The sequence below is a fragment of the Haliea alexandrii genome, from assembly GCF_003719295.1.
GTDB classification, from domain to species: domain Bacteria; phylum Pseudomonadota; class Gammaproteobacteria; order Pseudomonadales; family Halieaceae; genus Haliea; species Haliea alexandrii.
The window spans coordinates 761,235-774,574 of the sequence record NZ_RFLW01000002.1; the positions used below are offsets into that span (position 1 = coordinate 761,235).

11 protein-coding genes and 1 tRNA gene are annotated in these 13,340 nt (G+C 60.4%); 2 read left to right on the plus strand and 10 right to left on the minus strand.

Annotated features, from left to right (window positions below; genetic code table 11):
* Positions 1-2: 2 nt before the first annotated feature.
* The 5 genes from EGJ68_RS11775 to sdhC form a co-directional block, all read right to left on the minus strand.
* Positions 3-2,852, minus strand: a complete 2,850-nt coding sequence (locus EGJ68_RS11775) for a 2-oxoglutarate dehydrogenase E1 component (RefSeq protein WP_123034704.1) — start codon at positions 2,850-2,852, stop codon at positions 3-5.
* 76 nt (positions 2,853-2,928) lie between these two features.
* A complete protein-coding gene (locus tag EGJ68_RS11780; protein ID WP_027948319.1) occupies positions 2,929-3,633 on the minus strand; it encodes a succinate dehydrogenase iron-sulfur subunit in 705 nt (234 codons plus the stop codon).
* 29 nt (positions 3,634-3,662) lie between these two features.
* Positions 3,663-5,435: a succinate dehydrogenase flavoprotein subunit gene (sdhA, locus tag EGJ68_RS11785; protein WP_123034705.1), complete on the minus strand. Its 1,773-nt coding sequence runs from the start codon at positions 5,433-5,435 to the stop codon at positions 3,663-3,665.
* 3 nt (positions 5,436-5,438) lie between these two features.
* Positions 5,439-5,801: a succinate dehydrogenase, hydrophobic membrane anchor protein gene (gene sdhD, locus EGJ68_RS11790; protein ID WP_123034706.1), complete on the minus strand. Its 363-nt coding sequence runs from the start codon at positions 5,799-5,801 to the stop codon at positions 5,439-5,441.
* Complete coding sequence (gene sdhC / locus EGJ68_RS11795; RefSeq protein ID WP_123034707.1) at positions 5,795-6,169, minus strand: succinate dehydrogenase, cytochrome b556 subunit; 375 nt, start codon at positions 6,167-6,169, stop codon at positions 5,795-5,797. The genes sdhD and sdhC overlap by 7 nt, the downstream gene beginning before the upstream one ends.
* A 323-nt stretch (positions 6,170-6,492) precedes the next feature.
* On the opposite strand from sdhC, the gene gltA reads away from it, so the two are divergent.
* Complete coding sequence (gene gltA, locus EGJ68_RS11800) at positions 6,493-7,785, plus strand: citrate synthase (RefSeq protein WP_123034708.1); 1,293 nt, start codon at positions 6,493-6,495, stop codon at positions 7,783-7,785.
* Positions 7,786-7,877: 92 nt separating this feature from the next.
* Positions 7,878-8,999: a beta-ketoacyl-ACP synthase III gene (locus EGJ68_RS11805; protein ID WP_123034709.1), complete on the plus strand. Its 1,122-nt coding sequence runs from the start codon at positions 7,878-7,880 to the stop codon at positions 8,997-8,999.
* A gap of 63 nt (positions 9,000-9,062) precedes the next feature.
* On the opposite strand, the gene hisC is transcribed toward EGJ68_RS11805, so the two are convergent.
* From hisC to pstB, 5 genes are all read right to left on the minus strand, one after another.
* Entirely contained in the window at positions 9,063-10,136 is a 1,074-nt protein-coding gene (hisC, locus tag EGJ68_RS11810) for a histidinol-phosphate transaminase (protein WP_123034710.1), read from the minus strand.
* Positions 10,137-10,152: 16 nt separating this feature from the next.
* Positions 10,153-10,228 (minus strand) — tRNA-Glu (locus tag EGJ68_RS11815).
* Between the two features lie 130 nt (positions 10,229-10,358).
* Positions 10,359-11,645: a putative porin gene (locus EGJ68_RS11820; protein WP_158283633.1), complete on the minus strand. Its 1,287-nt coding sequence runs from the start codon at positions 11,643-11,645 to the stop codon at positions 10,359-10,361.
* Between the two features lie 118 nt (positions 11,646-11,763).
* Positions 11,764-12,489, minus strand: coding sequence for a phosphate signaling complex protein PhoU (gene phoU, locus EGJ68_RS11825; protein ID WP_123034712.1), 726 nt, complete (start codon positions 12,487-12,489; stop codon positions 11,764-11,766).
* 10 nt (positions 12,490-12,499) lie between these two features.
* Entirely contained in the window at positions 12,500-13,330 is an 831-nt protein-coding gene (gene pstB / locus EGJ68_RS11830) for a phosphate ABC transporter ATP-binding protein PstB (RefSeq protein WP_123034713.1), read from the minus strand.
* Positions 13,331-13,340 lie beyond the last annotated feature (10 nt).

The window sequence follows — 13,340 nt, forward strand, 5'->3', positions numbered from 1 at the left end:
TGCTAGTTCTGGTTCTTTTCGAGCCAGGTCGGTGCCAGGGCATCGTTGATAAACGCTTCCTGCTGCGCCAGATGCAGGGCCATATAGCCCGCCGCCGGTGCCGCAGAGGGTTCCCGACCCGCGTAGCGCAGATACACATCGGGGTTGTGGGCATACATCACACGCCGCATGTGATGCTGGCTGGAATACCAGGCCCCCTGATTTTGGGGTTCCTCCTGGCACCAGGCGGCGTCGGTGACGTTGGGGTAGTTTCCGAGCACCTGCAGCAGCTCTGCCTCGGGGAACGGATAAAGCTGCTCGAGCCGAACAAGTGCCACATTCTCAAGGCCGCGCTCGCGGCGAGCGGCAAGCAGGTCGTAGTAAACCTTGCCGCTGCAGAGAATAAGGCGGGTGACCGCGGCCTTGTCGAGGTCGTCGGAGTCATCCAACACGTTGTGGAAGTGCCCGTTCGCGAGATCCTCCAATGAGGAAACCGCTTCCTTGTGCCGCAACAAGCTCTTTGGCGACATCACCACCAGCGGTTTACGCAGCGGCCGGATGGCCTGACGCCGCAGCATGTGGAACACCTGCGCCGGGGTGGTGGGCACACACACCTGGATATTGTGCTCTGCACAGAGCTGCAGAAAACGCTCTAGACGCGCTGAGGAGTGCTCCGGGCCCTGCCCCTCGTAACCGTGCGGCAGGAGCATGGTGAGGCCGCAAAGACGCGACCACTTGTGCTCACCACTGGTAATGAACTGGTCGATCACAACCTGCGCGCCATTGGCGAAGTCGCCGAACTGCGCTTCCCATATCACCAGCCCGGTGGGCGACGTGGTGGCGTAGCCGTACTCGAAGGCGAGCACCGCCTCCTCCGACAGCAGGGAGTCGTAGATATCGAAAGGGGCCTGTTCATCGCTGATATGCTGCAGGGGCACGTAACGAGAAGCATCCTTTTGGTTGTGCAGCACTGCGTGACGGTGCGAGAAAGTGCCACGGCCTACATCCTGACCTGTGAGGCGCACCGGGTAACCGGCCTGAAGCAGGCTGGCGTAGGCCAGGGTTTCTGCGGCGCCCCAGTTCAGTGACATGGCGCCCGCCGCCATCTTGCGGCGGTCCTCAAGAATCTTGCTCACCTGGCGCTGCAGGGGAAAGCTGGGCGGCGGCGTGTTGGTCAGTTGCGCCAGCTGCTGCAATGCATGCATGTCCATGCGGGTGTCGCAGTGCAGCGTCCACTCATGGCCCAGATAGGGATTCCAGTCAACAAACAGGCTGACGTTGGGCTCGGACACCAGGCCGCTGACCAGTGGCTCACCCCGATCCAGCGACTCGCGGTATTCATTGACGAGGTACTCGTCTTCCTCGGCACTGAGGACACCGTTTTCAACCAGCTTTGCCGCGTACAGGTCGCGTGTTGTCGGCTGCTTGCGGATGCGCTCGTACATGCGCGGCTGGGTCACCGAGGGTTCATCGGCCTCATTGTGACCGCGCCGGCGATAGCACACGAGATCGACCACCACGTCGCGCTTGAACGTATTGCGGAAATCCACCGCCAGCTGGGTAACGAAGTGTACCGCCTCAGGGTCGTCCGCATTGACGTGGAAAATCGGCGCCTGCACCATTTTGGCAACGTCGGTGCAGTATTCCGTGGAGCGCGCATCCTCGCGATCACTGGTGGTAAAGCCCACCTGATTGTTGAGGACGATGTGCAGTGTGCCCCCCGTTTTGTAGGCACGCGTCTGGGACATCTGGAATGTCTCCATCACCACGCCCTGCCCGGCAAATGCCGCATCGCCGTGGAGAACCACCGGCACAACGGTATCCCCGGCCGAGTCCTCGCGGCGGTCCTGGCGCGCGCGCACGGAACCCTCTACCACCGGGGATACGATCTCCAGGTGTGAGGGGTTGAATGCCAGCGCCAAATGCACCTCGCCACCGGAGGTCATCAGGTTCGAGGAAAAGCCCTGGTGATACTTTACGTCACCAGACTTGTCGTAGACGACGCGTCCCTCGAACTCGGCAAACAGGTCCGAGGGCTTCTTGCCGAAAATGTTGATCAGCACGTTGAGGCGGCCGCGGTGGGCCATGCCGATGACGATTTCCTTGGCACCATAGGATCCAATGCGCTGAACCATCTCCGAGAGCATGGGGATGAGCGACTCACCGCCCTCGAGGCCAAAACGTTTGGTCCCCGGGTATTTTGAGCCGAGGGACTTCTCCAGCCCCTCTGCCTTGATCAGCCGGCGCAGGATCTGCTTGCGTATATCATCGGAAAAAGCCGGTGCGGAACGCACGGACTCCATGCGCTTCATGATCCAGTGACGCTGCTCGGTATCCACGATGTGCATGAACTCGGCACCGATCGTGTTGCAATAGGTCGCCTCCAGCGAGTCGACGATCTCGCCCAGGGTGGCATCGGCCTTGCCGATGTACATGCTGCCGGTCTGGAACACCGTGTCCAGATCCGCCGCAGACAGCTGGTGGAACGACAGATCGAGGTCCGGTACCGGATCCCGCACGTGCAGGCTGAGCGGGTCCAGACTTGCCTTCTGATGACCACGCTGGCGATAAGCGGACACGAGCTGTACCACCTTGACCTGCTTGCGCTCGTACTCGGTGGCCTGCGAATCGTGGGCCACGGTCGCTTCCGTGCGCACCCGCATCTTGCTGATCTGCGCAAACCGGTCGCGGATGGTGGAGTGCGGCACGTCCTGCATTTGCGCCACAGAGGAGCTGACGCGAGGCAATTTGTCGAAGTAATCCCGCCATTGTTCCGGAACGCCGTTGGGATCCCGGAGGTAGGATTCGTACAAATCCTCTACATAGGTGGCGTTGCCGCCGGCAATATGGGAGCTCCTTTTCAGGAGCTCCATCGGACTCTCTTGCATCATACCCTTCCGGGATTGGATTAGGCCGGTGGTGTTCCGGCTGATAGCACCGCGTTCGTAATCAGGTTGCCCGAGTCAACAGCATAGTACGAATGTGACCAATAGCCCGCGTCGGGTTCAAACCCTTGGGGCACACATTGACACAGTTCTGGATGCCATGACAACGGAAAACGCTGAACGGGTCGTCCAGACGCGACAGGCGCTCATCGGTTGCCGTATCGCGGCTGTCAGCCAGGAAGCGATAGGCCTGAAGCAGGCCGGCCGGGCCGATAAAGCGGTCCGGGTTCCACCAGAACGAGGGGCAGCTGGTGGAGCAGCAAGCGCACAGGATGCACTCATAGAGACCGTCCAGCTTGGCGCGGTCCTCCGGGGACTGCAGGCGTTCAATGGCCGGCGCCGGCGTGTTGTTCTGCAGGTACGGCTGGATCTTTTCGTACTGCGCGTAGAACATGCTCATGTCGACCACCAGATCACGAATCACTGGCAGGCCGGGCAGTGGGCGCACTACCAGCTTGTTGTTCTTCACCGTGGCGGACAGCGGCGTAATGCAGGCCAGACCGTTCTTGCCGTTGATGTTGAGCCCGTCAGAACCGCACACACCCTCGCGGCATGAGCGACGATAGGTAACCGAGCTGTCCTGCGCCTTGAGCTGTTCCAACACGTCCAGCACCATCAGGTCCTTGCCTTCGGTGTCGAACTGGAAATCCTGCATGTAGGGCTGCTGGTCAGTTTCCGGGTTGTAACGATAAATGCTTACTTGCAGCATGTTAGTGACCTCTGGGTAGCTACACAGTCTTAATACGTACGGGCTTTCGGCTCAAATGTGGGCACGGTGCGTGGCTTGAAGTTTACATCGCGCTTGCCCACTCGCTTGTCTTCCGGGTAATACATGGAATGGCAGAGCCAGTTTTCATCGTCGCGCTCCTGGAAGTCGTCGCGGGCGTGCGCGCCGCGGCTCTCCTTGCGCTCCTCTGCGGTAATCGCGGTTGCCTCGGCCACTTCCAGCAGGTTCTGCAGTTCCAGTGCCTCAATACGCGCCGTGTTGAAGGTGCTGCTGCGGTCGGTCAAGGCTGCACCTTCAATGCGGCCGCGCAGGTCAGCCAGCTTGCGAATGCCATCCTGCATGAACTCGCCCTTGCGGAATACGCCGAAGTGGTTCTGCATGACGTTCTGCAGCTCCTTGCGCAGGTCGGGGAACTTCTCGCTGCCGGTGGCCTCGTCAAGGCGGCGCAAGCGGGCCATGCCCTGCTCGATATCGCCCTGGGAGGCATCGCGCATCTCGATACCTTCGCGCAGCGCATTCTCAATAAACAGGCCAGAGGCGCGACCGAATACCACGAGGTCAAGCAACGAGTTGCCACCCAGGCGGTTGGCACCGTGCACAGACACACAGGCAACCTCGCCACAGGCGTAGAGGCCCGGGATGATCTGGTCGTTACCCTGCGCATCCACGGTCAGGGCCTGGCCGTGCACGTTGGTGGGGATACCCCCCATCATGTAGTGGCAGGTCGGCACGACAGGAATCGGCGCCTTCACCGGATCCACGTGTGCAAACGTACGCGACAACTCACAGATACCGGGCAGACGCGACTCAAGCACTTCCTCACCGAGGTGGTCGAGCTTCAGGAACACGTGATCCGCCTCAGGACCGCAGCCGCGGCCTTCGATAATCTCGAGGATCATGGAGCGCGCAACCACGTCCCGGCCGGCGAGGTCCTTGGCGTTCGGCGCGTAACGCTCCATGAAACGCTCGCCATCCTTGTTGATCAGGTAGCCACCCTCACCGCGGCAACCTTCGGTGACCAGCGTACCGGCACCGTAAATGCCGGTCGGGTGGAACTGCCACATTTCGATGTCCTGCACCGGGAAGCCGGCGCGCAGCGCCATGCCGATGCCGTCACCGGTATTGATGTGGGCGTTGGTGGTGGAAGCGTAGATGCGCCCTGCGCCACCAGTGGCGAAGACAGTAGCCTTGGACTTCACGTATACCGTTTCACCGGTTTCCATGCAGATGGCGATAACCCCTACCACGGCGCCGTCCTGGTTCTTCACCAGATCGGTGGCGTACCACTCATTGAAGAAAACGGTGTTGTTTTTCACGTTACCCTGATAGAGGGTATGCAGCAGTGCGTGACCGGTGCGGTCCGCTGCCGCGCAGGTGCGCGCCGCCTGGGTGGGGTCGTCCGGCCCCTTGGACTGGCCGCCGAAAGGACGCTGGTAGATGCGGCCCTCTTCCGTACGGGAAAAGGGCAGCCCCATGTGCTCGAGCTCGAACACGGCCTCCGGGCCCACGCTACACATATACTCGATCGCGTCCTGGTCGCCGATGTAATCGGAACCCTTGACCGTGTCATACATGTGCCAACGCCAGTCGTCGTTCGGATCGGCGCTGGCAATAGCGCAGGTGATGCCACCCTGCGCAGACACCGTGTGGGAGCGCGTGGGGAACACCTTGGAAATTACCGCGGTCTTGTAGCCGGACTGCGCCAGTTGCAGCGCGGCCCGCATGCCGGCTCCGCCGCCGCCAACAATCACGCCATCAAAAGAAATCGTTCGCAATGCTGTCATAACTCAATATCCCCAGAGGATCTGCACGCCCCAAACCACATACACAAAAAGCACCAGTGCTATCGCCAACTGTGACGATATACGCAACACATTGCCCGTTGTCCCCATCATGCGCTCAGTCAGGTAGTCGGTCACGACTGCCCACAAGCCGATCCAGGCATGCGCCGCCAGCGACAACAGCGCCATCAGGCTGAAAACGCGCACCCAGGTTTGTCCAAACAGGCTCTTCCAGCTGGCGTAATCCACACCGCTGACAACCACCCAACCGATGAACAGGAAGTAGGCCAGCAAAATGACACCACTGACACGCTGCACCAGCCAGTCGGCTGTGCCTGAACGACCGAAACTCGTGACTGCAGTTACCATATCAAAACCCCCGCCAGCAGCGTCAATACAACCGACAGACCAATCACCAGGCGAGCGCCAAGGGCGCCCCCCTCAAAGCTCTCGCCGATGCCGAAATCCATGATGATGTGCTTGATGCCCGCCAGAGCGTGGTAGATCAGCCCTGCCACTATGGCCCACAGAATCAGCTTGGCCAGCGGACCGGTCAGCGTATCCTGCAGCACGGCAAAGTCCTCAGGGCTGCGCAGGCTCATGTCGAGGGCCCACACCAGGAAGACCATGGCGAAAAAGAGAAAAACACCGGAGGCGCGATGGGTGATCGATGCCCATGCGGTTATGGGGAGCCGCATGCTGCCGATGTCCAAGTTCACGGGACGTTTGTCTTTCACAGTTCAGTTTCCACCGTTACGGACGCCACAAAGGGCGATTAAATGGGGCCAGCCGGGGCGGCCTGGCGCTGCTGCTTTTCGCAAAATTCGTGCGGAGAAAGCGCGCAGAATTATAGAGGGATGCGTTTCTAATTACAAACCTGTACCCGCAGCGGGGAGAGCCGGTGAGCGCGCCGCGAACGTCGCCGATCTTCGGGCTTCGTGATCCGGGACTTTAGCGACCAAAACGCTCAGGATACTGGCAAATAGACCCAGATCAATTGACAAAAGCTGTCGAGACTTTATAGTTGGGCACCCCACAGAACCACATCGCAGGACCTTTCATGAGCGACAAAAAAGCAACCCTGAAAGTAGACGGGCTGGACGAAACCATTGAACTCCCCGTGTACTCCGGCACCCTCGGTCCAGACGTGATCGACGTGGGCGCACTCACTTCCAGGGACATGTTCACCTACGATCCGGGGTTTGTCTCCACCGCGGCCTGTGAATCGCAAATCACCTATATCGATGGCGGCCAGGGCGTACTCCTGCACCGCGGCTACCCCATCGATCAGCTGGCTGAACACAGCGACTACCTCGAGACGTGCTACCTGCTGCTGTACGGGGAGCTCCCGACCGCTGAGCAGAAAGATACGTTTGTCAGCACGGTCAAGCGCCACACCATGGTGCATGAGCAGATCCGCACCTTTTTCAACGGCTTCCGCCGCGACGCGCACCCGATGGCCGTCATGTGCGGCGTTGTCGGCGCTTTGTCCGCCTTTTATCACGACTCGCTGGACATCTCCGACGAGCACCACCGTCAGGTTGCCGCATTTCGCCTGATTGCGAAAATGCCCACGCTCGCCGCCATGAGCTACAAATTCTCCATCGGCCAGCCCTTCATGTATCCCGACAACAACATGGGCTACGCGGAAAACTTCCTGCATATGATGTTCGGCAACCCCTGCGAGCCCAGCAATGTGAGCCCGGTTCTGGCGCGCGCCATGGACCGCATCTTCCTCCTGCACGCCGATCACGAACAGAATGCCTCCACCTCGACCGTGCGCCTGGCAGGTTCCTCCGGCGCCAACCCGTTTGCCTGTATCGCCGCGGGTATCGCTGCGCTCTGGGGTCCCTCCCACGGTGGCGCCAACGAAGCGGTACTGGAAATGCTGGAGGAAATCGGCGATGTATCGCGCATCGACGAATTTGTTTCGCGCGCCAAGGACAAGGACGACCCCTTCCGCCTCATGGGCTTCGGCCACCGTGTCTACAAGAACTTCGATCCGCGTGCCAAGGTAATGAAGGAAGCGGCGGACGATGTACTGGCGGAGCTTGGCATCGACAACGATCCACTGCTGGCCATTGCCAAGCGCCTGGAACAGATCGCGCTGGAAGACCCCTATTTCATCGAGCGCAAGCTCTACCCCAACGTGGACTTCTATTCCGGTATCATTCTCAAGGCCATCGGCATCCCGACCAGCATGTTCACGGTGATCTTTGCCGTCGGCCGTACCGTGGGCTGGATTGCACACTGGCACGAGATGATCAGCGGCAGCTACCGTATCGGTCGCCCGCGCCAGCTCTACACAGGGCACCCGCAGCGGGACTTCGTCGCGCTGGACAAACGCGGCTAGAGCCCGTTGTTACCGCGAAAAAGGCCGCCCTCCTGCGGCCTTTTTTGGTTACACTCATCCATTAACGTCACGCAACAGGAAATCCGTACGTCATGAGCGAGGTTGTCATCAGCGGCACCGGGCTGTTCACGCCCACGCAGTCCATCAGCAACGCGGAGCTGGTCGAATCATTCAACACCTGGGTCGCACAGTTCAACGCAGAAAATGCCACTGCCATTGCTGCGGGTGAGATTGCGCCCATGCAGCCCTCCTCCGCGGAATTTGTGGAAAAGGCCTCCGGCATCAAGTCGCGCTACGTGATCGACAAGGCGGGCATTCTGGACCCCCAGCGTATGGTGCCGAGAATTCCCGAGCGGCCCGACAGCAGCCCCTCCGTGCAGTGCGACATCGCCGTCGCCGCCGCGCGTGAGGCGATGGCCCAGTCCGGCAAGCAGGCAGCCGACATTGATGCCGTTATCGTTGCCTGCTCCAACCTCCAGCGCGCCTACCCCGCCATTGCCGTGGAGGTGCAGGACGCGCTGGGTATCGAGGGCTTCGGCTTTGACATGAACGTGGCCTGCTCATCGGCCACCTTCGGGATCCAGCAGGCGCGCGACAGCATCAACGCCGGCAGCGCGCGTTGCGTGCTGATTCTGAACCCGGAAATATGCAGTGGTCACCTCAACTTTCGCGACCGCGACTCGCATTTCATTTTCGGCGACGTGTGCACTGCGATTATTCTGGAGCGGGCTGACTGCGCCTCCGCCAGCGAGACCTACCGTATTTTGGACAGCCGGCTGCAAACGCTGTTTTCCAACAACATCCGCAACAATTTTGGCTTCCTCAACCGCGCCGCTGAAGAGGGCGTTGGCAAGCCCGACAAATTGTTCGTGCAGGAAGGACGAAAGGTGTTCAAAGAGGTATGCCCGGCCGTAGCGCGGCAGATCAGCGAGCAGTTGCAACGTCTGGACATCGCGCCCGAACAACTCAAGCGTTTGTGGCTGCACCAGGCCAACCTGAGCATGAACCAGTTGATTTCGCGCAAGGTGCTGGGGCGCGACGCAACGGCGGAAGAGGCCCCCACCATTCTGGACGAATATGCCAATACCAGTTCAGCCGGGTCCGTCATTGCCTTCCACAAGCATCGCGCGGACTTCTCCCCCGGCGACCTCGGCGTGCTGTGCTCCTTTGGTGCGGGATACAGCATCGGCAGCGTCATCCTGCAGCGCCGCTGAGCCGTTCACCCACGCTCAACCTGGGCTTGCGAAGCGGCGGGCGTCGCGGCAGCTGCAACCCGTCTAGGCGCAATCGTCGGCGAGCAACTCCGACAGCGCCTCAAGCAGAGCCTCGCACTGCGCATCGGTACCAACACTGATACGCAGGAAGTTCGAGATCCGCGGCTTGTTGAAATGCCGCACGATGATCCCACGCTCCCGCAGGGCCAGAAACAACGCCTGCGCATCATGTTGCGGTGCTGGCGCAGCAAATACGAAATTTGCACTCGAGGGCAACACTTGAAAGCCGAGCTGTTCCAGCCCGGCGGTAAGGCGGGCGCGGCTGGCAATCACCTTGTCGCAGGAGGTTCGGAACCAGTCTTCATCCGCTAGCGACGCCAGCACAGCGCGCTGCGCCACGGCATCGACCGGGTAGGAATTGAAGGAATTCTTGACCCGTTGCAGGCCGTCAATCAAGTCCGCGTGACCAAACGCCACACCCACACGCAAGCCGGCGAGTGCCCGCGACTTGGACAGGGTTTGCACCACGAGCAGGTTGTCATGCTCATTCACCAGGGCCACCGCCGACTCGCCGCCGAAGTCAATATAGGCTTCATCGACGACCACAACGCTGTGGGAATTGGCCTTCAGCAGTCGACGTATGTCGCCAAGCCCCAGCAGCACACCCGTGGGGGCGTTGGGATTGGGCAGGATAATGCCACCGTTGGGCCGCGCGTAATCTTCAACTGCAATACTGAAATCATCACGCAGCGGCACACCCTCGCCAGCGATGCCGTAAAGATCACACCACACGGGATAGAAACTGTAGCTGATATCGGGAAACAACAAGGGCGCATCGTGTTGCAGCAAACCCATGAACACGTGCGCCAGCACCTCGTCAGACCCATTGCCCAGGAATACCTGTTCCGGCTGTAAACCTGTTGCGCTGGCAAATGCCGCGCGCAGCGCCACAGACTCCGGATCAGGATAACGCCGCAAGGCATCGCCATCCACTTCGTGAATGGCTTCCAGCACGCGTGGCGACGGCGGGTAAGGGCTCTCGTTGGTATTGAGCTTGATCAGACGGGGGTGCCGCGGCTGCTCGCCGGGCACGTAAGGCGTGAGACGCCGAACCACGTCACTCCAGTAACGACTCATGAGCAGTTCCGATAAATGGCGTCCCCTAGGGGGTTCGAACCCCTGTTCCCGCCGTGAAAGGGCGGTGTCCTGGACCACTAGACGAAGGGGACGCAGACGCATCGGCCGAAATGCCGAGACCCGTATTGTACTCAAGCCACGCCGGGCAACGCAACGCGGTTGCACTGGCGTGGCACCACAAGCGCATCGCCCCCGTGTCGCGCCAGGCGCTGTCTGCGGGGATCAGTACTTGAAGGACGTGTCGAAGATCACCCGGTCGTAATCAATCGGGTCATCGAAACGACTGCTCAGGGTTTCGTTGTCGACGAACACCGTCAGGCCGACGTGCCACTGCTTGTCCACTGCAAACACGGCACCGAGCTTATGACCGCGCACATCCGTGCCACCGCCACCGATGTTCGAGTCACTGAGCAGCGCCAGCAGGGAGTCCGCCTCGATCGACGCGAACTCGTAGGCGACTTGCCAGCTGCCCGCAGCGCTGGCCTTGCCCAGACGCGCGCCCGCCGACCAGGCGGTATCCTCGTCGTCTGCATCCAGGTTCTGCGCGTAATGGCCGTATACGGCGGCAGGCATACCCAGGCCATCGATATCCAGCGTTGCAAAGAGTTCGAGCTCTTCGTAGTTGTTGTCATAGGTACAGAAGGTGAGCAGGATCGAGTCACAGCTGAAACTGTTGCCAAAGAACACGTCGAAGCTACCGTAGTAGGTGTTCTTGCCCTTGACCGGCATATCGATATAGCCACCGCCCGCCGTCAGGCCGAGGGTGTCGCCGAGTGCCAGCGTGAAGCCGGACTGCACGCCGTAGTAGAACGCGCTGTTGGTGCGCGCGCTGTCACTGTCGAGCGCATGTGCAACCGCATTCACGAACACCACGTCATTTGCCCAGCCCAGGGCAATACCCTCTGGCGTGTAATCCGAGTCCCAGAGCAGGCCCGAGCCCTCGGGACGATACATGGGGTTTTTCATTTTACCCACCGTCGCGTAAGCGCCCGTAAAAGGTCGCCATGTCGCCCAGGCCTGATCCAGATACAGGTCCTTGCTCTGGCCGCCACCACCCAGGGTGGCGTTGCCGGACACCGGCGAATCATTCCCCGCCGCCACTCTCAGCCCAACCTGCACATCCTGTGGTAACTGCGCAACAAACCCCGCCCGCGCTCGCACACGATGACGCGAGCGCACAACGCGCTGGCCGATATCAATTTCTTCGTAGCGGTAGCGGAAGTCACCGGAAAACTGCAGGGTATCCTCGGCACCCGGGGGCGCTGCGCGCTGCGGCACCGCAGCCACCTGCTCACGGGTGAGGCGGATCTCGGACACGGCATTCGCGGTATTCTCGCGCAGCTCCGCGTTCTCTTCTTCCAGCGCCGCCACGCGGGCCATCAGGCCCGCCATCTGCGCCTGCAGCCGGGCGAAGTCGGCCTCGCTGACCGCCGCGATAGCCGTTTCGGGGGAAACCACAGAAGCAAGAGATGCGGCGGCGACTGCCAACCCCAAGGAGAGTCTGTTCATGATTGTTCCTCGTCTGCCTGTGCCTGCGCCGCCGCGCATGACACTTAAATGTCAATATTATGCGATATTTATGACATTTTCATGACAGCGGCGACGTCTTGCGCGCTGAGGAAGCGGACTACTGGTGCTCTTCAACCTGCGCCACAAGGTCATCCGGCTCTACATGTCGTACGTCGAGGCCGCGGACCAGATAGATGACATGCTCTGCGATGTTGCTCGCGTGGTCACCCACTCGCTCGAGGCTGCGCAGAGACCACATCTGGCCCAACACCGGACCAATGGTCCGCGGATCCTCCATCATGAAGGTCACGAGGCTGCGCATGGCACTCGCGTACTCGGAGTCGACTTCCCTGTCCGCGATGACCGTCTGCACCGCCATATCGACATCCAGGCGGGCGAACGCATCCAGTGCTCGTCGCAACATATCGCTCACGTGATTGCCGATGTGGCGAATCTCGACGAAGCTGCTGGTGTTTGCAGAGCCCTCTTCCGTTGCTTTCACTGCCTGGCGCGCAATTTTGCTCGCCTCATCACCGATGCGCTCAAGGTCGGTGGTGACCTTGGAAATCGCCAACACCAGACGCAGGTCGCTGGCGGCCGGCTGGCGCCTGGCGAGAATGCGTGAGCACTCTTCATCGATGTTGATTTCCAGTTCGTTGACCTGTTCGTCACCGGCGATGACCTCTTCCGCAAGGCCGCTGTCGCGATTCAACAGGGATTCAACCGCCTTGCCAATCTGCTGCTCTACCAGCCCGCCCATTTCCAGCAGGTGGTTTTTGACTGACTCCAATTCGGCGTTGAACTGGGCGGAGATGTGTTGCTTGTAGCTGTCCTGATGGAGCATGGCGTTGTCCTCAGCCGTAGCGGCCGGTGATGTAATCCTCGGTCTGCTTCTGTTCCGGGTTGGTGAACAGAGTATCGGTATCGTCGTACTCAATCAATTTGCCCATGTACATAAACGCAGTCATATCCGACACGCGAGCAGCCTGTTGCATATTGTGGGTAACGATCACGATGGTGTAGCGCGACTTCAGCTCATAGATCAGTTCTTCGATCTTGAGCGTGGAGATGGGGTCCAGTGCCGATGCCGGCTCGTCCAGCAAGAGCACTTCCGGCTCCACGGCAATGGTGCGGGCAATCACCAGGCGCTGCTGCTGACCGCCGGACATGCCCAGCGCGCTCTCGTGCAGACGGTCCTTGACTTCATCCCAGAGGGCCGCTGCGCGCAGGGATTTTTCAACCACCTCATCCAGCACACGCTTCTTGTTGATGCCCTGAATACGCAAACCGTACGCCACGTTTTCGTAAATGCTCTTCGGGAACGGATTGGGTTTCTGGAATACCATGCCAACACGACGGCGTAACGCGGCCACGTCAACGCGGCGATCGTAGACATCCTCATTGTCCAGCAGCAGGCGGCCCTGCACCCGGCAACCATCCACCAGGTCATTCATGCGATTGATACAACGCAGCAGGCTGGACTTGCCACAGCCACTGGGGCCGATAAACGCCGTTACCCGCTGACGAGGTATCTCCAGGTTGATATCAAACAGCGCCTGCGAGTTCTGGTTATAGAACAGATTGAGGTTTTCCATGCGCAGGCTGGTTTCCGCCGGCCCTGCCGGGCCCGCAGACGGTGCCTGATCACGTTTCAGTGCCTGGATATCCAAAGCGTGGGTTTGCATAACAGGTTCC